The organism is Streptomyces sp. CLCI03 (genome assembly GCF_053615355.1).
The window spans coordinates 5,915,079-5,939,922 of the sequence record NZ_CM132132.1; the positions used below are offsets into that span (position 1 = coordinate 5,915,079).

Genomic DNA, 24,844 nt, shown 5'->3' on the forward strand with positions numbered 1-24,844 from the left:
ACCAGGCGCCCCATGTGGCCGGAAAATCGACGGTCGATCAGCGGACGGGCTGATGCACCCGCTCCACCTTCTGGGTCCCGTTCAACGTCCGGTACGACCGGCTCCACGCGGAGGTGGCGCCCTGCTGCCGCTTGTCGGACACCACGTAGTAGTCCATCTGCGAGCGCTCCGCCGTCACGTCCAGCACCCCGTAGCCGTGCGCGTCCATGTCCAGCCACTTCACGTGCCAGTTGGCGGCCTTGATCGCGGACTCCGCCACCAGCGAGAGGGTGTCCGGCAGGACGTGCAGCATGTCGTCGAGGTTGTCGGAGGTCACCGAGGTGACCACGAACTCGGTCGCCGCCGTCCCCGAACCCGGGTACGTGGCCATGTTCATCGGGACCTCGTTCGCCCACGCCATGTGGATGTCACCGGTCAGGAACACGGTGTTCTTGACGCCCCGGTCCTTCAGATGACCCAGCAGCTCCTTGCGGTCGTCCGTGTACCCGTCCCACTGGTCCACATTGATCGCGAGGCCGCCCTCGGGCAGACCGAGCAGCTTGGCCAGCGGCTTCAACAGATGCGCGGGCAGCGAGCCGAAGGCCACCGGCGAGATCATCACCGAGGTGCCGACCAGCTTCCAGGTCGCCTCGGAGCCAGCGAGGCCCGACTTGAGCCAGTCCAACTGGGCGCGCCCGGTGAGGGTGCGCTCCGGGTCGTCCACCGAGCCGCTGCCGACCTTGGTCTGCTGCGAACGGAAGGAGCGCAGGTCCAGCAGGTGCAGGTCGGCGAGGGTACCGAAGCGCAGCCGCCGGTAGACGGTGCCCGCGATGGAGGCGCGTACGGGCATCCACTCGAAGTACGCCTGCTTGGCGGCGGCCGCGCGGGCCGCCCACTCGCCCTCGGCGCCCGGCGTGTGGTTCTCGGCGCCTCCGGCCCAGGCGTCGTTGGCGAACTCGTGGTCGTCCCATATGGCGATGACCGGGTGCGCGTGGTGCAGGGCCTGCAGGTCGGCGTCCGTCTTGTACTTGCCGTGGCGGGTGCGGTAGTCGGCGAGCGAGACGATCTCGTGCTTCGGTTCGTGCGGGCGGACGACGTACTTCGCCTCCGGATATCCCCCGGACTGGTACTCGTAGATGTAGTCGCCCAGGTGCAGGATCGCGTGCAGGTCCGTGCGGGCCGCCAGGTGGCGGTAGGCGGAGAAGTAGCCGGACTCCCAGTTGGCGCAGGAGACCACGCCGAAGCGGACCCCGTCGGTCGTCGCCTCGTGGGCCGGGGTGGTCAGGGTGCGCCCGACGGGGGACACGGTGGCGCCGGCCGTGAAGCGGTACCAGTACGGCGTCTTCGGCTGGAGCCCGCGCACGTCCACCTTGACCGTGTGGTCGGTGGCGGCGCTCGCCGTGACGGTGCCGGAGCCGACGATCCGGGAGAAGCCCTTGTCGGCCGCAACTTCCCAGCCCACCTGGGTGGCCGGGCCGAGCCCGGAGCCGGGTACGGCCTCGGGGGTCGGGGTGACGCGGGTCCACAGCAGGACTCCGTCGGGCAGCGGGTCGCCCGAGGCGACGCCGTGGAGGAAGGCGGGCGCGGTGCCCGCCGCGTGGGCGGCCGAGGCGCCCAACGTGGTGAGGGGGGCCAGCGCGGCGGTGGCCGCCGCGGCCAGAACGACCGTGCGGCGGCGGGGAGTTGCCGCGGACTGGGAGGAGTTGAGATGACTGGTCACGGGCGATGATATTACCGACGGGTACATCGGCTGGCCCAGGTGCGGGAATGCAAAGGGCGGGCGAACTCTGGGAGTTCGCCCGCCCTTTGCCGCGGACCGTCCGGAAGGCGATCTCCGGATCGCCCCGCGATCAGCCCTGCAGCGCCTTGTCGATCGCCGCCGTGAACTGCTCAGCCGTCTGCGGAGTGTCGATCTTCTTGCCGTCCATCTTCAGGGTCGGCGTGCCCTTCACCCCGGACTTGTCGAAGGACTTCGACATCTCCAGCGCCCACCGGTCGTACGTACCGTCCTCGACGGCCTTCTTGAACTCGGCGTTGCCCTTGAGCGCGGGCACCGTGTCCGCGACCTTCAGCAGGAAGTCGTCCTTCGCGAAGCTGTCGACGGTCTCCTCGGGGTGCTGCTCCTTGGAGTACAGCGCCCCCTTGTACTCCAGGAAGGCCTCCGGGCTGACGTTCAGCGCCGCGCCCAGCGCGCTCAGCGCGTTCTTCGAGCCCTCGCCCTTGACGGCGTTGTCGATGAAGGTGGCGCCGATGTACTGGAGCTTGTACTTGCCCGCGTCCACGTCCTTCTTGATCTGCTCGCCGGACGCCTGCTCGAAGGCGGCGCAGGCCGGGCAGCGCGAGTCCTCGTACAGCTCCAGGGTCTTCTTCGCGTCGGGCTTGCCGATGACGACCGTGGTGCCGTCCTCGCCCGTGGTGTTCTTCGGCTTGACCAGCTCGGCCGTCGCGGCCTTCTCCCAGTGGGTGGGCTGGTTGGCCTGCATGACCCCGTAGCCGATGGCGCCGATGACGCCGAGGGCGAGGACCACGCCGCCCGCCACGATCACCTGGCGGCGCACCTTGTCCTTCTTGGCCTGGGCCTCGCGCTCGGCGCGCAGCCGCTCGCGGGCCGCTGCCTTGTTCGCCTGGCTGTTGCGTGAACTCATCATGATCTCCGTAGGGTGTGACGTGTGGAAGGGACTGCCGTACGTGCGTCAGGCGCGGGCGAGCGCGCCGAGCACGGGGGGTCCCCGCCGTCCCACGGAATGTGCCGGGAAGCGGGTACGGGCCCCGGCGGCCGAGCGGACCGACCGCGGCAGTGCCCGCGCCGGCCCGGAGGTCACCGCGCCCGAGGCGGCGGCCAGCCGCAGCGGCCGGAACGCGAAGGCGGCCAGCGCCCGCAGCGACCGGCCCAGCGCCCGCTCGCCGTGGCGCAGCCAGGCGGCGGCCAGCAGCCCGACCGAGACATGGGCGCCGAGCAGCAGCCAGGGCGTGTACGGCCCGGGCGAGGACAGCAGCGCGGCCGCGTCGACCGGCCCGGTCACCTCGGTCAGCGGTCCGCCCACCGGCGTGCCGCCGCACAGGGCGTCCAGGCCCATGGCGCGCAGCGGGCCCGCGACGGGGCCGCCCGCCGGGCCGTAGCAGAGGTGCTGCCCCGTGGTGAAGACGGTGTCGGCGGCCAGCTCCAGCGGTACGAGCAGCCCGGCGATGGGGCCGAAGCCCCGTTCACGGCCGGCCAGCGCGTAGGCGATCGCGAACACACTCGCGAAGGCCCCGGCCACCAGCGTGGGCGGCAGCGGGACCTGGGACATCAGGACGTGCGAGCCGGACGACAGCAGTACCACGAGCGCGCTGAACAGCGCGGCCCGCAGCCCCCTGAGTCCCGTCCCGGAAATGTCCATCCTCGCGAGTGTGCCATGCGTTCCTGTGGAACAGGCGTTCAGGGAGTGAGACGCCCGTTACGGAAGAGGTCCACGAAGATCTGGTGGTCGGCGCGCGCCCGGGCCCCGTACGCGTGGGCGAAGTCCACGAGCAGCTCCGCGAAACCCTCCTCGTCGGCCGCGATCGCCGCGTCGATGGCCCGCTCGGTCGAGAACGGCACCAGGGACTGACCGCTCTCCGCCTCGTCGGCCGACGCGTGCATGGTCGCGGTCGCCCGGCCGAGGTCGGCGACCACGGCCGCGATCTCCTCCGGGTCGTCCAGGTCCGACCAGTCCAGGTCCACCGCGTACGGGGAGACCTCCGCCACCAGCTGACCCGCGCCGTCCAGCTCGGTCCAGCCCAGCCACGGATCGGCGTGCGCCTGCAGGGCCCGCTGCGAGATCACCGTGCGGTGCCCCTCGTGCAGGAAGTACTCCCGCACCGCCCGGTCCGTGATGTGCCGGGAGACCGCCGGGGTCTGCGCCTGCTTGAGGTAGATCACGACGTCGTTCTCCAAGGCGTCGCTGTGCCCCTCCAGCAGGATGTTGTAGGAGGGCAGGCCCGCCGAGCCGATACCGACGCCCCGGCGGCCGACCACGTCCTTGACCCGGTAGGAGTCGGGGCGCACCAGGGACTCGTCGGGAAGCGTCTCCAGGTACCCGTCGAAGGCGGCCAGCACCTTGTAGCGGGTCGCGGCGTCCAGCTCGATCGAACCGCCGCCGGAGCTGAAGCGCCGCTCGTAGTCCCGTATCTCCGTCATCGAGTCCAGCAGGGAGAAACGCGTGCGGGAGCGGGCCGAGCGCAGCGCGTCCAGCAGCGGGCCCTCGGCGGTGTCCAGGGTGAAGGAGGGCACCTCGTCATTCTTGGCGCCGGTGGCCAGCTGGTGGATCCGCTCCCGGTAGGCGCCGGCGTAGATCCGCACCAGCTCGCCTATCTGGTCGTCGCTGAGTGCCTTGGTGTAGCCGATCAGCGCGACGGAGGCGGCGAAGCGCTTCAGGTCCCAGGTGAAGGGGCCGACATAGGCCTCGTCGAAGTCGTTGACGTTGAAGATCAGCCGGCCGTTGGAGTCCATGTACGTGCCGAAGTTCTCGGCGTGCAGGTCGCCGTGGATCCACACCCGACCCGTCCGCTCGTCCAGGTAGGGGCCGCCGTGCCGGTCCCGCTCCAGGTCGGAGTAGAAGAGGCAGGCCGTACCCCGGTAGAAGGCGAAGGCCGAGGCCGCCATCTTGCGGAATTTGACCTGGAAGGCAGCGGGGTCGGCGGCGAGCAGCTCACCGAACGCGGTGTCGAACACGTCGAGGATCTGCTCGGCGCGCTGCTCGTCGGTCGTCTCGGGGACCGCCATGGCGGGTTCCTCCTGGTGCACGGGCTGTTTCAGGTTCCGATCGACCGGACGTCGGATCGGGCCCTCCTGGTTCTGCAACGCCCGACCGTACCGGTCAGTGCCCGTGATCTGTCAGCCGGCCGACGTAGGATTCGAAGCTGCCCCCTCACCCCCCGCCGCCGGAGGACCCGCGCCGTGACAAAGCCGCCGTTCACGCACCTGCACGTCCACACCCAGTACTCGCTGCTGGACGGTGCCGCGCGGCTGAAGGACATGTTCAACGCGTGCAACGAGATGGGCATGACGCACATCGCCATGTCCGACCACGGCAACCTGCACGGCGCCTACGACTTCTTCCACACCGCGCAGAAGGCCGGCATCACGCCGATCATCGGCATCGAGGCGTACGTCGCCCCCGAGTCCCGGCGCAACAAGCGGCGCATCCAGTGGGGCCAGCCGCACCAGAAGCGCGACGACGTCTCCGGTTCCGGTGGTTACACCCACAAGACCATCTGGGCGTCGAACTCCACCGGCCTGCACAACCTCTTCCGGCTGTCCTCCGACGCCTACGCCGAGGGCTGGCTCACGAAGTGGCCGCGCATGGACAAGGAGACCATCTCCAAGTGGTCCGAGGGCCTGATCGCCTCCACCGGCTGCCCGTCCGGCGAGGTCCAGACCAGGCTGCGCCTCGGCCAGTTCGACGAGGCCGTGCAGGCCGCCTCCGACTACAAGGACATCTTCGGCGAGGGACGCTACTTCCTGGAGCTGATGGACCACGGCATCGAGATCGAGCGCCGGGTCCGCGACGGGCTGCTGGAGATCGGCAAGAAGCTCGGCATCCCGCCGCTGGTGACGAACGACTCGCACTACACGTACGCGAGCGAGGCCACCGCCCACGACGCGCTGCTCTGCATCCAGACCGGCAAGAACCTCTCGGACCCGGACCGCTTCCGCTTCGACGGCACCGGCTACTACCTGAAGTCGACCGACGAGATGTACGCGATCGACTCCTCGGACGCCTGGCAGGAGGGCTGCGCCAACACCCGGCTGGTCGCCGACCAGATCGACACCGAGGGCATGTTCAAGTTCCGGAACCTGATGCCGAAGTTCGACATCCCGGACGGCCACACCGAGGTCAGCTGGTTCCGCGAGGAGACCATGCGCGGCATGCACCGCCGCTACCCCGGAGGCATTCCGGAGGACCGGATGCAGCAGGCCGAGTACGAGATGGACACGATCATCTCGATGGGCTTCCCCGGCTACTTCCTCGTCGTCGCCGACTTCATCATGTGGGCCAAGAACCAGGGCATCGCGGTGGGCCCGGGCCGAGGCTCCGCGGCCGGTTCGATCGTCGCCTACGCCATGGGCATCACCGACCTCGACCCGCTCACCCACGGCCTGATCTTCGAGCGCTTCCTGAACCCCGAGCGCGTCTCCATGCCCGATGTCGACATCGACTTCGACGAGCGTCGGCGCGTCGAGGTGATCCGGTACGTGACCGAGAAGTACGGCGCCGACAAGGTCGCCATGATCGGCACGTACGGCACCATCAAGGCCAAGAACGCGATCAAGGACTCGGCCCGCGTCCTGGGCTACCCGTACGCGATGGGCGACCGCCTCACCAAGGCCATGCCCGCCGACGTCCTGGGCAAGGGCATCCCGCTCTCCGGCATCCTCGACCCGACGCACCCCCGCTACGGCGAGGCCGGCGAGATCCGCGGGATGTACGAGAACGAGCCCGACGTGAAGAAGGTCATCGACACCGCCCGCGGTGTGGAGGGCCTGGTCCGCCAGATGGGCGTGCACGCCGCCGGCGTGATCATGTCCAGCGAGACCATCACCGACCACGTACCCGTCTGGGTGCGGCACACCGACGGCGTCACCATCACCCAGTGGGACTACCCGAGCTGCGAGTCGCTCGGCCTGCTGAAGATGGACTTCCTGGGCCTGCGCAACCTCACGATCATGGACGACGCCGTCAAGATGGTGAAGGCCAACAAGGGGATCGACATCGATCTCCTCGGCCTCCCGCTCGACGACCCCAAGACCTTCGAACTGCTCGGCCGCGGTGACACCCTCGGCGTCTTCCAGTTCGACGGCGGGCCCATGCGCTCCCTGCTGCGCCTGATGAAGCCCGACAACTTCGAGGACATCTCCGCCGTCTCGGCCCTGTACCGGCCGGGCCCGATGGGCATGAACTCGCACACGAACTACGCCCTGCGCAAGAACAAGCAGCAGGAGATCACCCCGATCCACCCCGAGCTGGAGGGGCCGCTCGAAGAGGTCCTCGCGGTCACCTACGGCCTGATCGTCTACCAGGAGCAGGTCCAGAAGGCCGCCCAGATCATCGCCGGGTACTCGCTCGGCGAGGCCGACATCCTGCGCCGCGTGATGGGCAAGAAGAAGCCCGAGGAGCTGGCGAAGAACTTCGTCATCTTCGAGGAGGGCGCCCGGGGCAAGGGCTTCAGCGACGCGGCGATCAAGGCCCTCTGGGACGTCCTGGTCCCCTTCGCCGGCTACGCCTTCAACAAGGCCCACTCGGCCGCGTACGGCCTGGTCTCCTACTGGACCGCCTACCTCAAGGCGAACTTCCCGGCCGAGTACATGGCCGGCCTGCTCACCTCGGTCAAGGACGACAAGGACAAGTCCGCGATCTACCTGAACGAGTGCCGCCGGATGGGCATCAAGGTCCTGCCCCCGAACGTGAACGAGTCCGAGCCGAACTTCGCCGCCCAGGGCGACGACGTGATCCTCTTCGGCCTCACCGCGGTGCGCAACGTCGGCACCAACGTCGTCGAGTCGATCATCCGGACGCGGAAGGCCAAGGGGAAGTTCTCCTCCTTCCCCGACTTCCTGGACAAGGTCGAGGCCGTCGTCTGCAACAAGCGCACCGTCGAGTCGCTGATCAAGGCCGGCGCCTACGACGAGATGGGCCACACCCGCAAGGGCCTGGTCGCCCACCACGAGTCGATGATCGACAACGTGGTCGCGGTCAAGCGCAAGGAGGCCGAGGGACAGTTCGACCTCTTCGGCGGGATGGGTGACGAGAACGCGAGCGACGAGCCCGGCTTCGGTCTCGACGTGGAGTTCTCCGACGTCGAGTGGGAGAAGTCCTATCTGCTCGCCCAGGAGCGCGAGATGCTCGGCCTCTACGTCTCCGACCACCCGCTCTTCGGCCTGGAGCACGTGCTCTCCGACAAGACGGACGCCGGTATCTCCCAGCTGACCGGCGGCGAGCACTCCGACGGCGCCGTCGTCACCATCGGCGGCATCATCTCGGGCCTCCAGCGCAAGATGACCAAGCAGGGCAACGCCTGGGCCATCGCCACCGTCGAGGACCTGGCCGGCTCCATCGAATGCATGTTCTTCCCGGCGACCTACCAGCTCGTCTCCACCCAGCTGGTCGAGGACACCGTGGTCTTCGTCAAGGGCCGCCTCGACAAGCGCGAGGACGTCCCCCGCCTGGTCGCCATGGAGATGATGGTCCCCGACCTCTCCTCGGCCGGCACCAACGCCCCGGTGGTCCTCACCATCCCCACCGTCAAGGTCACGCCGCCGATGGTGACCCGTCTGGGCGAGATCCTTCGCCACCACAAGGGCAACACCGAGGTGCGGATCAAGCTCCAGGGGCCGCGGACCACCACCGTGCTCCGCCTCGACAAGCACCGCGTCCAGCCCGACCCGGCGCTCTTCGGCGACCTCAAGGTGCTGCTCGGACCGTCCTGCCTGGCCGGATAGCACCCCCGGAACGCACGCGGAAGGGCCCGCCCGGTACTCCGGGCGGGCCCTTCCGCGTGCGCGTCACGGCCGTCAGTTGTGGCCGAACTTCTTCTCCTTGCGCTTGTGCGCCATGTCCATCGGGCTCGGGGCCGAGGAAGGCATCGACTCGGTCTCCTGCGAGCCCTTGGTCGGATCCTGCCCCGACCGGGGCTGCTGCTTGGCGGGCTGCTTCTGGTTCTTGTTCTTGGCCATGGTGGAGCCTCCGTGAGGGTCTAGGGGCCAGGACCGCCTTCACACTCACACAACGCCAGAAACGGCGCATTTTGGATCATTACTGCGCGTAGTCGACGGCTCCGGCCCCGTCGACCGTGAGATCCGCCACGCCGATGATCGAGTTCCGGCCTTCAACACCCTTGGGGTCGGGCAGACTCGGGGAACCGCCGCAAAGCACAGAGGACCCCCAGGGAAGAGGGTGGAACGCGTGGACCGCTGCGTCGTCCTGGTGGACGCCGGCTACCTGCTGGGTGCCGCCGCCAGCCTTCTCGCCGGGGAGCCCTCCCGCTCCCGGATCACCATCGACCATGCCGCCCTCATCCAAGGCCTGCGCGAACGGGCCGAGGCCGACACCGAGCAGCCCCTGCTGCGCATCTACTGGTTCGACGGAGCGCCCGACCGGGTGCCCCAGCCCGAACACCGGCGGCTGCGCGTCATGCCCCGCGTCACCGTCCGCCTCGGCGCCCTGACCCGCAGCGACGGCCGCTGGGCACAGAAGGGCGTCGACGCGGCCATGCACGCCGAGCTCACCGAGCTCGCCCGCAACCGCGCCTGCTCCGACGTCGTACTCGTCACCGGCGACGGAGACCTGCTGCCCGGCCTGATGTCCGCCAAGGAACACGGGGTCGCCGTCCACCTGTGGGCCGTCCAGGCCGCCGACGGGGACTACAACCAGTCCGAGGACCTCGTCGCCGAGGCCGACGAACGCCGGGTCCTGGACCGGGCCTGGATCACCCGGGCCGTCCGCGCCAAGGACCTCACCGGACTGTGCTCCCCACCGCCCGCCCCCCGCCCCGACATCGCCGCCATCCTCTCGGCCCCGCTGCCCGAGGCCGCGCTCGCCGAGGCCGCCCGCAACGGCGCCGCCACCACCGGACCCGAGGACGGCGACGGAGTCCCCGTACCGGCGCCCACCGCCCCCGGAGGCAAGCCGGTCCCCACGCCCAAGGACCTGGCCGGCGCTCTGCGCGCCACCGGCCAGCAGACCGCGGCGAGCGGCGCCCACGCCCCCGCCAGTGCCCTGCGCTGGTCCTCCGACAAGGGATGGATCGACCGGGCCGGCCCGCTGGGCGAACCCGCCGAGACCGCCTCGCTGCCCACCCTCGCCCAACTCACCAGCGCCGAACAGCGCTGGGCCGACCGCGAGGAGGACATCACCACCGTCGGCGGCGACCCGTTCGAGGTGGGACAGGTGTTCGCCCGACGCTGGATGGAACGGCTCCCGGAGACCGTGCACCTGCAGAAGCTGGCCACCATGTACCCCCGGATCCCGCACCGGATCGACGGCGAACTCCTGCGCTACGCCGCCCGGTTCGGGCTGCTCGCGCACAAGGACGACCAGATCGACGAGCACGACCGGTACGCCATCCGGGCCGGGTTCTGGCGGGAGATCGACGTCCGTGCCGCCGCCGAACACGTGGCCGCCGTACCCACCTCCGGGCCCGGATCCACCCCCGGCGAGCTCACCACCCCGCTGACCCCGACGGCCGAGTAGGGCCGGGAACCCCGTAGGCTGCTCCCTCGTGAGTACGGGCACAGCACAGGCGGGGAACAGCACGGCGGCGGCCGCGGGAGCGGCGCCGGACGTCATCTGCGCGGTGCGTGACCTCGTCAAGACGTATCCCGCGGTACGCGGCCGGCGCGGGGCTCCCGCCCTGCCCGAGACCCGCGCCAACGACGGGATCTCCCTCGACGTCCGGCGCGGCGAGATCTTCGGCCTGCTCGGCCCCAACGGCGCCGGCAAGTCCACCCTGGTCCGCCAGCTCACCGGCCTGATGCGGCCCGACTCCGGCTCCGTGACCCTGCTCGGCCACGACCTCGTAGGCCACCCCGAACGGGCCTCCCGGCTGCTCGCCTACCTGGGCCAGGAGTCCACCGCCCTGGACGAGCTCACGGTGGCGCTCGCCGTCGAGACCACCGGGCGGCTGCGCGGGCTCGATGTCCGAGCCGCCCGAGCCGCGCGCGACGCCGTACTGGAGGAACTCGGGCTGGCCCCGATCGCCGGCCGGCCCCTGAAGAAACTCTCCGGCGGCCAGCGCCGCCTCGCCTGCTTCGCCACCGCGCTGGTGGGGGAGCGGCCCGTACTGGTCCTCGACGAGCCCACCACCGGCATGGACCCGGTCGCCCGGCGCGCCGTGTGGTCCGCCGTCGACCGCAGGCGCGCGCAGCACGGCGCCACGGTCCTGCTCGTCACCCACAACGTCATCGAGGCCGAGACCGTCCTGGACCGGGTCGCCGTCATCGACCAGGGAAAGGTCATCGCCTGCGACACTCCGTCCGGCCTGAAGGCCACCGTCTCGGGCGAGGTCCGGCTGGAGCTGGTGTGGCGCGAGAGCGCTCCGCTGGAGGTCCCGGAGGTCGCCCGACTGCGCGACCGAGCCGCCCGGTCCGGGCGCCGCTGGGTGCTCCGGCTGGCACCGGACGAGGCGAGGGCGGCGGTGGCCTCGGTCACCGGGAGCCCGGCCTTCGCCGCGCTCGACGACTTCACCCTGGCCACCCCCAGCCTGGAAGACGTGTACCTCGCCCTCGGCGGCAAGACGAAAGGGCTGGTGAAGTCGTGAGCGACCGTTCGACGGGGGCGGTCCGGGCCGTGCTCGCGCCCGACACCGTGCCGGCACCCCCGGCGGGCGCCGCGCCGGCGGGCGCCGCCGAAGGCCGCGCACAGGCACCGCAGCCCGCGCCGCTGGCGCCCCGCGCGCGATTCTTCCCCTCCCTGGCGGCCGTCTACCGGGCCCAGCTGTCCCGGGCCCGGGTGGCCCGGATCCCGCTGCTGTTCGTCGCCACCTTCCAGTCCGTCGGCATCATGATCCTGATGCGGGGCGTCGTCGACGGGGGATCCGAGGCCCGCGCCGTCGTCGCCGGCTCCTCGGTCCTCGTCGTCGCCTTCGTCGCCCTGAACCTGCTCGCCCAGTACTTCGGGCAGCTGCGGGCCGGCGGCGGGCTCGACCACTACGCCACCCTGCCCGTGCCGCCCGCGTCGGTGGTCTTGGGCGCGGCCGCCGCGTACGCCTCCTTCACCTTGCCGGGGACCCTGGTCACCGCCGTCTTCGGATGCCTGCTGTTCGGGCTGCCGATGAGCGGGCTGTGGATCCTGGCCGCGGTCGTACCGCTGGCCGGAGCCGCGCTGGCCGGGCTCGGCGCGGCGCTGGGACTGCTGGCCCCCCGCCAGGAGCTGGCCACCCTCGCGGGGCAGCTCGGCATGTCAGCGGCGCTGCTCCTCGGGGTGCTGCCGCCGGAGCGGATGCCGGCCGTGATCGTGTGGGCCCGGGACCTGCTGCCGTCCACGTACGGCGTCGAGGCCTTCGCCCGTACCTTCGCCCCGGATCCGGACTGGGCCGCCGTCGCCTTCGACCTGGGCGTGTGCGGGGCCGTCGGGGTGCTCTCGCTGACCGTCGCGACCTGGGCGTACCGCCGGGCGGCCGTCCGCTGACACGGTCCGCCGGCGCCGCTCCCGGGTACACCTGGCACGATGTGGGGGTGACCGAAGCCGTGACCCCGCAGTCCCCCCTCGACCCGCCGCCGCTCCAGCCCGAGAAGCCGGGAGCCGCCGCTCGGGCGATCACCCCGGAGGACATCCGGGACGGGGCCGTCGTCGCCCTGCTCCTCGGAGTGGCCGGACTGCTCCTCGGCCTGCTGTGGGTGTGGCTGGCCCCCCGGGTGCAGTACGTCTCCAACGGTGAGGCGGTGTTCCTGCGCAGCCCCGAGAGCGAAGCGCGGATCGCCTCCGACGGCACCTTCTTCCTGCTGGCCCTCGGGCTGGGCGTGCTCAGCGCCGTCGGCACCTTCCTGTGGCGACGGTCCGGCGGCGTGCCGCTGGTGATCGGGCTCGCGGTCGGGTCCGTCTTCGGGGCGCTCGTGGGGTGGCGGTTCGGGCTGTGGCTGGGGCCGTCGTCGGACCTGGTCGCCGCCGCGAAGAAGGCGGGCGAGGGGGTCCCCTTCGACGCGCCGCTGGAGTTGCTCGCGCACGGGGCGCTGCTGGCGTGGCCGATGACCGCCGTGCTGCTGCACCTCGGGATGACCGCGCTGTGGACCCCGCGGGATCCGGATCCCGAGCCCGTGTTCGCCTGGTCGGGTCCTACCAGGCGCCGACGTCCGCCGACCCGGCCCCCTCGGCCCCGGAGCCCCCACGCGCCTGATCCCCTCGGGGGTGCCGGTACGCCGCTGCGCGGAGCCTGCCCCGCCCCGCCCTTTCTCCGTTTCCCGGGGCTCCGCCCCGGACCCCGCGCCTCGAACGCCGGCGGGGCTGGAAGTAGCGCCCCGGACCCCGCGCCTCAAACGCCGGCGGGGCTAATTCTGGCGGGCGATGGGGGCCACGGTGGCTGCGGTGAGGGTGGTCAGGTCCGACGGGGAGAGTTCGATCTCCAGGCCGCGGCGGCCCGCCGAGCAGCAGATCGTGGCGTGCGCCGCGGCCGAGCTGTCGATGACCGTACGGAGGCGCTTGCGCTGGCCGAGCGGGGAGATGCCGCCGCGGACGTAGCCCGTGGTGCGCTCCGCCAGGGCCGGGTCGGCCATCGCCGCCCGCTTGCCGCCGACCGCCGTCGCCAGGGCCTTGAGGTCCAGCGATCCCGAGACCGGGACCACCGCCACCGTCAGGACGCCGTCCACGTCGGCGACCAGCGTCTTGAACACCTGGGCGGGCGAGACACCGAGCGCCTGCGCCGCCTCCTCCCCGTACGAGGGATGGGCCGGGTCGTGCTCGTACGCGTGCGTGGTGAACGCGACGCCCGCCGCCGTCAGGGCGACGATCGCCGGGGTACCTGCCGCCTGCTTGGACTTCTTCGCCATCGGTGTGCGCTCAGTTCGGGCTCGTCGGGGCACGGGTCAGGTCCACCGCCGGCAAGGACGGCAGGTGACGGATCACCGCTGTTTCCGCGCGCAGCAGCTTCAGCTCCTCCGCCAGCCGCGTCGCGATGTCCGGGGCCTGGAGCAGCCGCTGCTTCGCCGGGATGTCCAGCACCGCCGCCGCTGCCACCAGGTAGGAGACCACCGAGGGCTCGTCGGGCAGCTCCGCGCCCGTCAGGGACCGCTCACGGGCCCCGGCCAGCCGCTTCTGGTAGTTGCGGAAGGCCCGCAGCACCCCCTCGGCCAGCACGCCCGCGCCGTCGCCCGCGTCCTCCGGGAGCTCTTCCAGCTCCGCGGTCAGGAACGGGCCCGAGGAGTCGACCGAGATCAGGCGGACCCGGGTCGTACCGGTCGCCAGGACCTCGAAGCTGCCGTCCTCCCGCTCCCGGACGGTCGCCGCGTCGGCGATGCAGCCCACCCGGTGGAAGGCCTGGATCGGGTCGGGGCCGAAGCCCGCCGCCGGGCCGCGCTCGGGCAGGGCCGTCTGGTCCGGCAGGCCGGGCGCGGTCGGTGCGACCTCCCGGCCGTCGCGGATCGCGACGACCGCGAAGCGGCGCGGCTCGTCCTCGCCCGTCTTCAGCAGCTCGCGCATCATGGCGCGATAACGCTCCTCGAAGATGTTCAACGGGAGGACGAGTCCCGGGAACAGCACCGAGTTCAGCGGGAAGAGTGGCAGGCGAACGGTGGTCACCTGGCACAGGGTAATCGCCCGGGCCCCGGAGGGTGTCCGGCGTTTGAGGGGCGGACGGCGGCACGTGCGCGATCCACCGGACGACCCCCGCCGCCGTCACCCCCGCCGCAGCAGCCGCGAGGCCCCCGCCGCCACCGTCGTGGCCAGGATCCAGCCCATGACGACCAGGCCCGCCGCCCCCCACTGCCAGCCGCCCTCCAGCTTCCACTGCCCCTGCTGACCGAGGTCGATCACCGGAAGCAGCAGGTCCAGCGCGTACAGCGCGGCGCTCCATTGCGGGTGCTCGTCCGCCTTGATCGCGGGCGGATCCAGCTGGGAGAACGTGAACGCCCCGGCCGCCCACAACACCAACATCCACAGCGCGGCCCGGCCCGGCCGGTAGCCGTAGACCACCGTCCAGTCCTGGAGGTACCCCCAGGCCTTCGGGGCGGCCGGCAGCGTGGCCCGGCGCCGCCGCTGCTTGGCCAGCAGCACCTCGCGGGCCTCCTGGTCCTCGCCGCTGGCCCGCAGGACGGCGGCCAGCCGCTCGTACGGCTCCGGCGAGTACTCCGGAGTGGCCGCCGCCACCCACTCCAGGCGGCGGGAGAGCGGGAAATGACCCCGGGGCGCGAGGTTCTCGTAGACGAACCCCTCGATGGACAGCCCGCCCGGGCCGGGCCAGCTCGTGGAGGTGTCGACCAGCTTGACCACCTTGGCCCCGGACACCACCACCCGGCCTTGCTCCGGCCGCTCGCCGACGAACCGGAACTCGGGGGTCTGGATCCGGCGCAGGGAGATCTCCTGCTCGTCGGTGAGCGTGAACCGGGCGCCGTAGAAGTCGATGGCGTCCCCGAACCGCCCGTCGTCCAGCCGCAGCCCGCCCAGGCACTCGAAGTACCGGGCCCGCCGGCCCCGTACCGGCGTCGGCCCCAGTCCGTACGGGGGAGTGGAGGTGCCCCCGTACGCCGCGTAGTCCAGCGCGATGGAGGTCAGGTACAGGGTCCGCTCGACCGTCAGCTGCGGGGCGTTCAGCGCGAACCGCCCGGACGGGTTGCGCAGGCGGGCGCCGCGCAGGTTCATCGACACGCCGACCTTCGCCCCTCGCATGCTCACCTCCCCGTACGCCTCCAGCAGCTCGCCCTGCAGGTCCTGCGCGACGGACAGCCCGTCGGCGGCGATCGCCCGGCCCTTGTTGTCCCGCTGCACCACGGCCTGGCTGACCAGCAGGTCGGTTCCGATCTGCGCGTCGGTCAGCCGGATCCCGCGCGCCACCCGGCAACGCGGCAGGTGCAGATCGCCCTCGGTGTGCAGCCGGGCGGCCTCCAGCCGGGGTATCGCGCAGTTGACCATCCGCAGCGTGCCGAAACGGGCCTCGGACAGCTGGACCTCGCTGTCGAAGCGACAGGACTGGAGCTCCACGTACGGGGCCACCGTGCCACCGGACAGTTCCAGCCGCCCGCTGATCCGCACTCCGCGCAGCTTGAGCGAGGCCACCCGGCCCGGCACCGGCGGCGGCCCGTGCAGCAGCAGCCGGGCGACCACCCGGGCCCGGACGCTGCGCTCGGGCCCCCAGACGTGCTCGGAGTGCGGATCGTCCCGATCGGCGGCGCGCGTGCTGAGATCGCAGACGCTGCCCGTGCGGTACGCGTCCCACATCCGGCGTTCGGAAGCGGTGAGATCCGCCGGTTCCTCGTCCGTGCGCGCCTCGGTCACGGCGGCCCCCCTCCGCTGTCCTCTACATGTAGGGGAACGCTATCGGGCGCCTGTGACATCCGGGACCTGTATCAGCCAGTGATACGGGCGGACGGTGGCGTGAAGCGGTCTGAGAGAATTGTGAGGTGATCTCTCGTATCGACCTGCGCGGTGACGCCCTCCCCGAGGGTGGCGCCCTGCGCGATCTGCTGCCCCGTGCCGAGTTCGACGTAGAAGCTGCCCTGGAGAAGGTGCGGCCCATCTGCGAGGACGTCCATCATCGTGGCACGGCGGCGCTGATCGAGTACGCGCAGAAGTTCGACGGGGTCGAGCTCTCGCAGGTCCGGGTGCCCACGGAGGCGATCAAGGCCGCCCTGGAGCAGCTGGACCCGGCCGTCCGCGCCGCCCTGGAGGAGTCGATCCGGCGCGCCCGGATCGTGCACCGCAACCAGCGCCGCACCGAGCACACCACCCAGGTGGTCCCCGGCGGCACCGTGACCGAGAAGTGGGTTCCGGTGGAGCGCGTGGGGCTGTACGCCCCGGGCGGCCGCTCGGTGTACCCGTCCTCCGTCGTCATGAACGTCGTACCGGCCCAGGAGGCGGGCGTCGAGTCGATCGCGCTCGCGTCCCCGCCGCAGAAGGAATTCGGCGGTCTGCCGCACCCGACGATCCTCGCCGCCTGCGCCCTCCTCGGCGTGGACGAGGTGTACGCGGCCGGCGGCGCCGTGGCCGTCGCGATGTTCGCGTACGGCACGGAGGACTGCCTGCCGGTCAACATGGTGACCGGCCCCGGCAACATCTGGGTCGCCGCCGCCAAGCGCTACTTCACCGGGAAGATCGGCATCGACACCGAGGCCGGCCCGACCGAGATCGCCGTCCTCGCCGACTCCACCGCCGACCCGGTGCACGTCGCCGCCGACCTGATCAGCCAGGCCGAGCACGACCCGCTGGCCGCCGCCGTGCTCGTCACGGACTCCGCGGAGCTCGCGGACGCCGTCGAGAAGGAGCTGGAGCCGCAGGTCGCCGCTACCAAGCACGTCGAGGACCGGATCAAGCCCGCCCTCGCCGGCAAGCAGTCCGCGATCGTGCTGGTCGACAGCCTGGAGGACGGCCTCAAGGTCGTCGACGCGTACGGCGCCGAGCACCTGGAGATCCAGACCGCCGACGCCGCCGCCTGGGCCGCCCGCGTACGCAACGCCGGCGCGATCTTCGTCGGCCCGTGGGCCCCGGTCTCCCTCGGCGACTACTGCGCCGGGTCCAACCACGTGCTGCCCACCGGCGGCTGCGCCTGCCACTCCTCCGGCCTGTCCGTGCAGTCCTTCCTGCGCGGCATCCACATCGTCGACTACACGCGGGACGCCCTCGCCGAGGTCACCCACCACGTGGTGACGCTGGCCGAGGCCGAGGACCTGCCCGCCCACGGCGCCGCCCTGAAGGCGCGCTTCGGATGGAAGGTGCCCACCCAGTGAGCTTCGGCATCGACGACCTGCCCATCCGGGACGAGCTGCGCGGCAAGAGCCCCTACGGCGCCCCGCAGCTCGACGTACCCGTCCAGCTGAACACCAACGAGAACCCGTACGAGCTGCCCGCCGAACTCGTCGCGCGCATCGCCGAGCGCGTCGCCGAGGCGGCCCGCACCCTCAACCGCTACCCCGACCGGGACGCGGTCGAGCTGCGCACCCAGCTGGCCGCCTACCTCACCCGTACCGGCAAGCACCCCGTCGCGCGCGAGAACGTATGGGCCGCCAACGGCTCCAACGAGGTCATCCAGCAGCTGCTGCAGACCTTCGGCGGACCCGGCCGCACCGCGCTCGGCTTCGAGCCCTCCTACTCGATGCACGCGCTGATCTCCCGCGGCACCGGCACCGGCTGGATCTCCGGCCCGCGCCGCGAGGACTTCCGCCTCGACGTGGACGCGGCGGAGCGGGCGATCACCGAGCACGCCCCCGACGTCGTCTTCATCACCTCGCCCAACAACCCCACGGGCACCGCGGTCGAGGCCGAGACGGTCCTCGCCCTCTACGAGGCCGCGCAGGCGGCCAAGCCGTCCCTGGTGATCGTCGACGAGGCGTACGTGGAGTTCAGCCACCGGGACTCGCTGCTGCCCCTCATCGAGGGCCGCCCGAACCTGGTGGTCTCCCGGACCATGTCCAAGGCCTTCGGCGCCGCCGGTCTGCGCCTGGGCTACCTGGCGGCGCACCCCGCCGTCGTCGACGCCGTCCAGCTGGTGCGCCTGCCGTACCACCTCTCGGCCGTCACCCAGGCCACCGCACTGGCCGCCCTGGAACACACCGACACCCTGCTCGGCTACGTCGAGCAGCTCAAGGCCGAGCGCGACCGCCTGGTCGTGGAACTGCGGGCCCTCGGCTTCGAGGTCACCGATTCCGACGCGAACTTCATCCAGTTCGGGAAGTTCGAGGACTCGCACACCGCCTGGCAGAAGATCCTCGACCAGGGCGTCCTGGTCCGGGACAACGGCGTACCGGGATGGCTGCGGGTCACCGCCGGCACCCCGACGGAGAACGACGCGTTCCTGGAAGCGGTTCGCGCACTGAAGAAGGAGCAGCACGCATGAGCCGCATCGGACGGGTCGAACGGACCACCAAGGAGACCTCGGTCGTCGTCGAGATAAACCTCGACGGCACCGGCCAGGTCGACGTCTCGACGGGCGTGGGCTTCTACGACCACATGCTCGACCAGCTCGGCCGCCACGGCCTCTTCGACCTCACCGTCAAGACCGAGGGCGACCTGCACATCGACAGCCACCACACCATCGAGGACAGCGCCCTCGCGCTCGGCGCCGCCTTCAAGCAGGCCCTCGGCGACAAGGTCGGCATCTACCGCTTCGGCAACTGCACCGTGCCGCTCGACGAGTCCCTCGCCCAGGTGACCGTCGACCTGTCCGGCCGCCCCTACCTCGTGCACACCGAGCCCGAGAACATGGCGCCGATGATCGGCACGTACGACACGACGATGACTCGGCACATCTTCGAGTCCTTCGTCGCGCAGGCCCAGATCGCCCTGCACATCCACGTCCCCTACGGCCGCAACGCCCACCACATCGTGGAGTGCCAGTTCAAGGCCCTGGCCCGGGCCCTGCGCTACGCCGCCGAGTTCGACCCGCGCGCGGCCGGCATCCTGCCCTCCACGAAGGGCGCCCTCTAGCCGTGAACGGCCTGAACACCATCCTGATCGTCCTCGGCCTGTTCCTGGCCGGGGGCGTCTACTCCTTCCAGAAGCAGAAGATGCCCAAATCGGTCATCATTCTGCTCGCTCTGGCCTCCGCGATGTGTCTGGCCGCCGGAGTCCTGCGAATCCAGGGAATTTGGGAATGAGCGCAGTCCGCCCCACCAAGAACGTCGTCGTCTTCGACTACGGCTTCGGAAACGTCCGCTCCGCCGAGCGGGCCCTCGCCCGCGTCGGCGCCGACGTCGAGATCACCCGCGACTACGACAAGGCCATGGACGCCGACGGACTCCTCGTCCCCGGCGTCGGCGCCTTCTCCGCCTGCATGCAGGGCCTGAAAGACGCCCGCGGCGACTGGATCATCGGCCGCCGGCTCTCCGGCGGCCGCCCGGTCATGGGCATCTGCGTCGGCATGCAGATCCTCTTCGAACGCGGCATCGAGCACGGCGTCGAGACCGAGGGCCTGGACGAATGGCCCGGCACGGTCGGCCCCCTCAAGGCCCCGATCGTCCCCCACATGGGCTGGAACACCGTCGAGGCCCCGGCCGACAGCCAGGCCTTCAATGGCCTGGACGCCGACGCCCGGTTCTACTTCGTGCACTCCTACGCGGCGCGCGACTGGAGCCTCGAAGTCACCAACCCGGCGATCCGCGCCCCCAGGGTCACCTGGGCCACCCACGGCGAGCGCTTCGTGGCGGCGGTGGAGAACCGGGCCCTGTGGGCCACGCAGTTCCACCCCGAGAAGTCCGGCGACGCCGGCGCCCAGCTCCTCACCAACTGGATCGAGACCCTGTGATGACCGCACCCACGCTCGAACTCCTGCCCGCGGTCGACGTCCGCGACGGCCAGGCCGTCCGCCTCGTGCACGGGGTGTCCGGCAGCGAGACCTCCTACGGCTCCCCGCTGGAAGCGGCCCTGGCCTGGCAGCGCTCCGGCGCCGAATGGCTGCACCTGGTCGACCTGGACGCCGCCTTCGGCACCGGCGACAACCGCGCCCTGGTCGCCGAGATCACCCGCGCCATGGACATCAAGGTCGAGCTGTCCGGCGGCATCCGCGACGACGCCTCGCTCGCCGCGGCCCTCGCCACCGGCTGCACCCGCGTCAACCTGGGCACCGCCGCCCTGGAGACCCCCGAGTGGGCCGCCAAGGCCATCGCCGACCACGGCGACAGGATCGCCATCGGCCTCGACGTCCGCGGCACCACCCTCAAGGGCCGCGGCTGGACCAGCGAGGGCGGCGACCTCTACGAGACCCTCGCCCGCCTCGACTCCGAGGGCTGCGCCCGGTACGTCGTCACCGACATCGGCAAGGACGGCACGCTCACCGGCCCCAACCTGGAGCTGCTGAAGAACGTCTGCGCCGCCACCGACCGGCCCGTCGTCGCCTCCGGCGGCATCTCCTCGCTCGACGACCTGCGGGCCCTGTCCGCGCTGGTCCCGCAGGGCGTCGAGGGCGCGATCGTCGGCAAGGCCCTGTACGCCAAGGCCTTCACCCTGGAAGAAGCCCTGAAGGTGGTCTCCGCATGAGTTCCGACGCCGTACGCCGCATCTCCTCCGGCGGCCCCTACGAGGACGTCATCGGCTACTCGCGCGCCGTCGCCCTCTCCAACGGTCTCGTCCTGGTCTCCGGCTGCACCGCGGCCGACGCGGGCGGCCCGTACGACCAGACCGTCGCCGCCTTCGGCGTCGCCTTCAAGGCCCTCGCCCAGGCCGGCCTCGGCCCCGAGGACGTCGTGCGCACCCGCATGTACCTGACGCACGCCCGGGACGTCGACGAGGTGGGCCGCGCCCACAAGGAACTCTTCGACGCGGTCCGCCCGGCCGCGACCATGCTCATCGTCTCCGGCTTCGTCGACCCCAGCATGGTCGTCGAGGTGGAGGTAGAGGCGTACAAGGCGGTGGCGGAATGACCCTCGCCGTACGCGTGATCCCCTGCCTGGACGTGGACAACGGCCGGGTCGTCAAGGGCGTCAACTTCCAGAACCTGCGCGACGCGGGCGACCCGGTGGAGATGGCCAAGCTGTACGACGCCGAGGGCGCCGACGAGCTGACCTTCCTCGACATCACCGCGTCCTCCGGGAACCGCGAGACCACGTACGACGTGGTGCGGCGCACCGCCGAGCAGGTCTTCATCCCGCTCACGGTGGGCGGCGGCGTCCGCACGGCCGACGACGTCGACAAGCTGCTGCGCGCGGGAGCGGACAAGGTGGGCGTGAACACGGCCGCCATCGTCCGCCCCGAGCTGATCCAGGAGATCGCGGAACGCTTCGGCCGGCAGGTCCTCGTCCTGTCCGTGGACGCGCGCCGCACGGCCGCCGGAACCTTCGAGGTCACCACGCACGGCGGCCGCCAGGGCACCGGCATCGACGCGGTCGAGTGGGCGCACCGGGCCGCGGAGTTGGGCGCGGGCGAGATCCTGCTCAACTCGATGGACGCGGACGGCACCAAGGACGGCTACGACGTCGAGATGATCGCGGCGGTCCGCAAGCACGTCACGGTCCCGGTGATCGCCTCGGGCGGCGCGGGCCGCCTGGCCGATTTCGCCCCGGCGATCGAGGCGGGCGCGGACGCCGTGCTGGCGGCCTCGGTCTTCCACTTCGGCGACCTGCGCATCTCGGAGGTCAAATCGGCCCTCCGCGAAGCGGGCCACCCCGTGCGCTGATCCCGTCTCCTGGGCTCCGCCCAGACCCGCGCCCTTGCCCTGGCCGGGCGGTGCGGGTGCGTCTCCGGGTGCGGGCCGGTGGCCGCGCCTCAAACGCCGGCGGGGCTGGGTTTGGCCGCTCGGGCGGGGGCGGAAGGTGGGGGTGCGGGGCCGCCGGGGGGTGTCTCCTCGGCTCGCGCGAGGCGGCCACGTCACGGCCGTACGGCCCGGGTTGCGCGCTCGTCCTGCGGGGACACCCCCCACCGTCCCCACACCCCCGGCCCCCCTCGCACCGGGCCGTGGGGCGGTGACACTGCGGGGGCTCCCCGCAGGACGAGCGCGCAACCCGGGCTTCGCATCATGACCATCGCCGCGTCGCGCGAGCCGAGGAGAGCCCCCGCAGGGGCACCGCCCCACCCGAAGCCACCCCCAGCCCCGCCGGCGCTTGAGGCGCGACCACCGAACCGCACCCGGAAAACAAGGGCACGGCCCGGCCAGGGCAGCGGTCAGATGCCGAGGGCCGCCACCGTCAGCTTGGCCACGGCCTCCTTCTCGCCGTCCAGCGTCACCGACGCAGACGCCTGACGGCCGAAGCAGAACAGCGTCAGCTCACCCGGCTCGCCGGTCACGGTGACCACCGGCGCACCCTTGTGCGCCACCGCCGTCCGCCCGTCGGGACGCCTCAGCACCAGGCCCACCGGCGACCGGCGCCCCGTCAGCCGTGCCAGCTTCTCCAGCCGGGACCACAGCGCGTCGGAGAACACCGGGTCCAGGTCCCGCGGGGACCAGTCCGGCTGTGCCCGTCGGACGTCCTCCGCGTGGACGTAGAACTCGACCGCGTTCGCCGCCTCGTCGATCTGCTTGAGCGAGTACACGGACATCCTCGGCGGGCCGGTCCTGATCAACTGGATCAGTTCCTCGTACGGCTTGGCCGTGTACTCCTCCATCGCCTTGTCCAGGCGGGCCTTCAGTACGTTCAGCAGCAGACCGCCCGCCGCGTCGGGCCGCCGTTCGCGCACCACCACGTGCGCGGCCAGGTCGCGGCAGGTCCAGCCGGCGCACAGCGTGGGGGCCTCCGGACCGGCCGCCTCCAACAGGTCCGCCAGGAGCAGGCGTTCACGCTTCGCATGGGTAGACATGCGGGCCAGCCTACGGCGGGAACCCGCCGAACACCCGCTCATCAGTCGGACGGGGATCATCACCCCCGCCCCGGCCCGGCACAATGGCCACATGAGTACGTCCCCCCGCCCCGGCAATCTCGACCCCGCCATCGCCGAGCGCCTCAAGCGTTCCGCGGACGGGCTGATCCCGGCCATCGCCCAGCAGTACGACACCGGTGAGGTGCTCATGCTCGGCTGGATGGACGACGAGGCCCTGCACCGCACCCTGACCACCGGCCGCTGCACCTACTGGTCCCGCAGCCGCCAGGAGTACTGGGTGAAGGGGGACACGTCCGGCCACTTCCAGCACGTGAAATCCGTCGCGCTCGACTGCGATGCCGACACCGTGCTCGTCCGGGTCGACCAGGTCGGAGCGGCCTGCCACACCGGGGCACGCACCTGTTTCGACGAAGATGTCCTCCTCCGCGCAGCCGACTAGGTAGGGTCCCCCGAAATGGATCTTGAGACGTTCCGCAAGCTCGCGGCCGACCGCCGCGTCATCCCCGTGAGCCGCAAGCTGCTGGCCGACGGGGACACCCCCGTCGGTCTCTACCGCAAGCTGGCAGCCGAACGCCCCGGCACCTTCCTCCTGGAGTCCGCCGAGAACGGCCGCTCCTGGTCCCGGTACTCCTTCGTCGGGGTCCGCAGTGACGCCACCTTGACCTCGCGGGACGGGCGCGCGCACTGGATCGGCACCCCGCCCGTCGGCCTCCCCACCGACGGAGACCCCCTCGACGCCCTGCGCGCCACCGTCGAGGCCCTGCACACCCCCCGTGACCTCGCCGCCGGGATGCCCCCCTTCACCGGTGGCATGGTCGGCTATCTCGGCTACGACATCGTGCGCCGCCTGGAGCGCATCGGCGAGCACACCGCCGACGACCTGGAGCTGCCCGAGCTGACCATGCTGCTCACCTCCGACCTGGCGGTCATGGACCACTGGGACGGCACCGTCCAGCTCATCGCGAACGCCATCAACCACAACGACCTCGACACCGGCGTGGACGAGGCGTACGCGGACGCGGTGGCCCGGCTGGACGCGATGGAGGCGGACCTCGCGCGCCCCGCCCCGTACACGCCCACGCCGCTGCCCGCCTCCGAGCTGCCCGAGTTCTCCGCGCTGTGGGGCGGCGAGAAGTATCAGGACGCGGTCGAGGACATCAAGGAGCGCATCCGGGCCGGCGAGGCCTTCCAGGTGGTGCCCTCGCAGCGGTTCGAGACGCCCTGCCGGGCCTCCGCGCTGGACGTCTACCGTGTGCTGCGCGCCACGAACCCGTCCCCGTACATGTACCTCTTCCGCTTCGAGAACGGCTTCGACGTGGTCGGCTCCAGCCCGGAGGCGCTGGTCAAGGTGGAGGACGGGCGGGCCATGGTCCACCCCATCGCCGGGACCCGCCACCGCGGCGCGACCCCGCAGGAGGACAACGACCTCGCCGACGAGCTGATGGCCGACCCCAAGGAGCGGGCCGAGCACCTGATGCTCGTCGACCTGGGCCGCAACGATCTCGGCCGGGTCTGCGAGCCGGGATCGGTGGAGGTCGTCGACTTCATGTCGATCGAGCGCTACTCCCACGTCATGCACATCGTCTCCACGGTGACCGGGCGCGTGGCGCAGGGGAAGACCGCTTTCGACGTGCTCACCGCCTGCTTCCCGGCGGGCACGCTCTCCGGGGCGCCCAAGCCGCGGGCCATGCAGATCATCGAGGAGCTGGAGCCCTCCCGCCGCGGCCTCTACGGCGGCTGCGTGGGCTACCTGGACTTCGCCGGGGACTCCGACACGGCCATCGCCATCCGCACCGCGCTGCTCCGCGACGGCACGGCGTACGTGCAGGCCGGGGCCGGTGTCGTCGCCGACTCGGTGCCGGAGCTGGAGGACAACGAGTGTCGCAACAAGGCGGCCGCCGTGCTGCGCGCGGTGGGAGCGGCGAACCGCCTCCACGGCTCTTGAGGGCGTAAGGGAT

General features: G+C 71.4%; 23 protein-coding genes. 14 read left to right on the top strand and 9 right to left on the bottom strand.

The window, feature by feature from the left end; all coding sequences use genetic code 11:
• Nucleotides 1–37: 37 nt before the first annotated feature.
• From ACWG52_RS27275 to ACWG52_RS27290, 4 genes are all read right to left on the bottom strand, one after another.
• Complete coding sequence (locus ACWG52_RS27275; RefSeq protein ID WP_390141635.1) at nucleotides 38–1,726, bottom strand: alkaline phosphatase D family protein; 1,689 nt, start codon at nucleotides 1,724–1,726, stop codon at nucleotides 38–40.
• A 103-nt stretch (nucleotides 1,727–1,829) separates the two neighbouring features.
• Entirely contained in the window at nucleotides 1,830–2,624 is a 795-nt protein-coding gene (locus tag ACWG52_RS27280) for a DsbA family protein (RefSeq protein ID WP_389812027.1), read from the bottom strand.
• Between the two features lie 48 nt (nucleotides 2,625–2,672).
• Nucleotides 2,673–3,359, bottom strand: coding sequence for a hypothetical protein (locus ACWG52_RS27285; protein ID WP_389812029.1), 687 nt, complete (start codon nucleotides 3,357–3,359; stop codon nucleotides 2,673–2,675).
• Nucleotides 3,360–3,397: 38 nt separating this feature from the next.
• Nucleotides 3,398–4,723 (bottom strand): DUF2252 domain-containing protein, encoded by a 1,326-nt coding sequence (locus ACWG52_RS27290; protein WP_389812032.1) that lies wholly within the window; start codon nucleotides 4,721–4,723, stop codon nucleotides 3,398–3,400.
• A 174-nt stretch (nucleotides 4,724–4,897) separates the two neighbouring features.
• On the opposite strand from ACWG52_RS27290, the gene dnaE reads away from it, so the two are divergent.
• Nucleotides 4,898–8,440 (top strand): DNA polymerase III subunit alpha, encoded by a 3,543-nt coding sequence (gene dnaE, locus ACWG52_RS27295; RefSeq protein WP_389812034.1) that lies wholly within the window; start codon nucleotides 4,898–4,900, stop codon nucleotides 8,438–8,440.
• A 72-nt stretch (nucleotides 8,441–8,512) separates the two neighbouring features.
• On the opposite strand, the gene ACWG52_RS27300 is transcribed toward dnaE, so the two are convergent.
• A complete protein-coding gene (locus ACWG52_RS27300; RefSeq protein WP_389812036.1) occupies nucleotides 8,513–8,674 on the bottom strand; it encodes a hypothetical protein in 162 nt (53 codons plus the stop codon).
• A gap of 220 nt (nucleotides 8,675–8,894) precedes the next feature.
• Here ACWG52_RS27300 and ACWG52_RS27305 point away from each other — a divergent pair, with 220 nt between their 5' ends.
• Genes ACWG52_RS27305 through ACWG52_RS27315 form a run of 3 tightly spaced genes read left to right on the top strand, consistent with a single transcriptional unit; the run spans nucleotide 8,895 to nucleotide 12,125 of the window.
• On the top strand, nucleotides 8,895–10,190 hold the full coding sequence (locus ACWG52_RS27305) for an NYN domain-containing protein (protein ID WP_389812038.1): 1,296 nt from the start codon (nucleotides 8,895–8,897) through the stop codon (nucleotides 10,188–10,190).
• Between the two features lie 28 nt (nucleotides 10,191–10,218).
• Nucleotides 10,219–11,256, top strand: a complete 1,038-nt coding sequence (locus ACWG52_RS27310; RefSeq protein WP_389812041.1) for an ABC transporter ATP-binding protein — start codon at nucleotides 10,219–10,221, stop codon at nucleotides 11,254–11,256.
• Complete coding sequence (locus tag ACWG52_RS27315; RefSeq protein ID WP_386132183.1) at nucleotides 11,253–12,125, top strand: ABC transporter permease; 873 nt, start codon at nucleotides 11,253–11,255, stop codon at nucleotides 12,123–12,125. The genes ACWG52_RS27310 and ACWG52_RS27315 overlap by 4 nt, the downstream gene beginning before the upstream one ends.
• Before the next feature lie 857 nt (nucleotides 12,126–12,982).
• Here the strand turns inward: ACWG52_RS27315 and ybaK are convergent.
• The 3 genes from ybaK to ACWG52_RS27330 form a co-directional block, all read right to left on the bottom strand.
• Entirely contained in the window at nucleotides 12,983–13,480 is a 498-nt protein-coding gene (gene ybaK, locus ACWG52_RS27320) for a Cys-tRNA(Pro) deacylase (protein WP_389812048.1), read from the bottom strand.
• A gap of 10 nt (nucleotides 13,481–13,490) precedes the next feature.
• Entirely contained in the window at nucleotides 13,491–14,228 is a 738-nt protein-coding gene (locus ACWG52_RS27325) for an LON peptidase substrate-binding domain-containing protein (RefSeq protein WP_389812051.1), read from the bottom strand.
• A gap of 96 nt (nucleotides 14,229–14,324) precedes the next feature.
• Nucleotides 14,325–15,920 carry an oxidoreductase gene (locus ACWG52_RS27330; RefSeq protein ID WP_389812053.1) on the bottom strand — a complete coding sequence of 532 codons (1,596 nt, stop codon included), beginning with the start codon at nucleotides 15,918–15,920 and terminating at the stop codon, nucleotides 14,325–14,327.
• Between the two features lie 125 nt (nucleotides 15,921–16,045).
• Between ACWG52_RS27330 and hisD the strand changes: the two genes are divergently transcribed.
• The 8 genes from hisD to hisF are packed head-to-tail and all read left to right on the top strand — an operon-like array spanning nucleotide 16,046 to nucleotide 21,747.
• Nucleotides 16,046–17,368 carry a histidinol dehydrogenase gene (gene hisD / locus ACWG52_RS27335; RefSeq protein ID WP_030724511.1) on the top strand — a complete coding sequence of 441 codons (1,323 nt, stop codon included), beginning with the start codon at nucleotides 16,046–16,048 and terminating at the stop codon, nucleotides 17,366–17,368.
• Nucleotides 17,365–18,474, top strand: coding sequence for a histidinol-phosphate transaminase (locus tag ACWG52_RS27340; protein WP_389812056.1), 1,110 nt, complete (start codon nucleotides 17,365–17,367; stop codon nucleotides 18,472–18,474). Before hisD ends, ACWG52_RS27340 begins: the two co-directional genes overlap by 4 nt.
• Nucleotides 18,471–19,064: an imidazoleglycerol-phosphate dehydratase HisB gene (gene hisB / locus ACWG52_RS27345; protein ID WP_030009963.1), complete on the top strand. Its 594-nt coding sequence runs from the start codon at nucleotides 18,471–18,473 to the stop codon at nucleotides 19,062–19,064. Before ACWG52_RS27340 ends, hisB begins: the two co-directional genes overlap by 4 nt.
• Nucleotides 19,065–19,066: 2 nt before the next feature.
• Nucleotides 19,067–19,234, top strand: coding sequence for a hypothetical protein (locus tag ACWG52_RS27350; RefSeq protein WP_030009964.1), 168 nt, complete (start codon nucleotides 19,067–19,069; stop codon nucleotides 19,232–19,234).
• On the top strand, nucleotides 19,231–19,881 hold the full coding sequence (gene hisH, locus ACWG52_RS27355) for an imidazole glycerol phosphate synthase subunit HisH (RefSeq protein ID WP_389812060.1): 651 nt from the start codon (nucleotides 19,231–19,233) through the stop codon (nucleotides 19,879–19,881). Before ACWG52_RS27350 ends, hisH begins: the two co-directional genes overlap by 4 nt.
• On the top strand, nucleotides 19,881–20,612 hold the full coding sequence (gene priA / locus ACWG52_RS27360; RefSeq protein WP_375945146.1) for a bifunctional 1-(5-phosphoribosyl)-5-((5-phosphoribosylamino)methylideneamino)imidazole-4-carboxamide isomerase/phosphoribosylanthranilate isomerase PriA: 732 nt from the start codon (nucleotides 19,881–19,883) through the stop codon (nucleotides 20,610–20,612). The genes hisH and priA overlap by 1 nt, the downstream gene beginning before the upstream one ends.
• A complete protein-coding gene (locus tag ACWG52_RS27365; protein WP_389812063.1) occupies nucleotides 20,609–20,995 on the top strand; it encodes a RidA family protein in 387 nt (128 codons plus the stop codon). Before priA ends, ACWG52_RS27365 begins: the two co-directional genes overlap by 4 nt.
• Entirely contained in the window at nucleotides 20,992–21,747 is a 756-nt protein-coding gene (hisF, locus tag ACWG52_RS27370) for an imidazole glycerol phosphate synthase subunit HisF (protein ID WP_161293725.1), read from the top strand. Before ACWG52_RS27365 ends, hisF begins: the two co-directional genes overlap by 4 nt.
• Nucleotides 21,748–22,232: 485 nt before the next feature.
• On the opposite strand, the gene ACWG52_RS27375 is transcribed toward hisF, so the two are convergent.
• A complete protein-coding gene (locus ACWG52_RS27375) occupies nucleotides 22,233–22,865 on the bottom strand; it encodes a TIGR03085 family metal-binding protein (RefSeq protein ID WP_389808582.1) in 633 nt (210 codons plus the stop codon).
• 91 nt (nucleotides 22,866–22,956) lie between these two features.
• On the opposite strand from ACWG52_RS27375, the gene hisI reads away from it, so the two are divergent.
• Nucleotides 22,957–23,325: a phosphoribosyl-AMP cyclohydrolase gene (gene hisI / locus ACWG52_RS27380; protein ID WP_030724538.1), complete on the top strand. Its 369-nt coding sequence runs from the start codon at nucleotides 22,957–22,959 to the stop codon at nucleotides 23,323–23,325.
• A 15-nt stretch (nucleotides 23,326–23,340) separates the two neighbouring features.
• Nucleotides 23,341–24,831 carry an anthranilate synthase component I gene (locus ACWG52_RS27385; RefSeq protein ID WP_389808588.1) on the top strand — a complete coding sequence of 497 codons (1,491 nt, stop codon included), beginning with the start codon at nucleotides 23,341–23,343 and terminating at the stop codon, nucleotides 24,829–24,831.
• Nucleotides 24,832–24,844 lie beyond the last annotated feature (13 nt).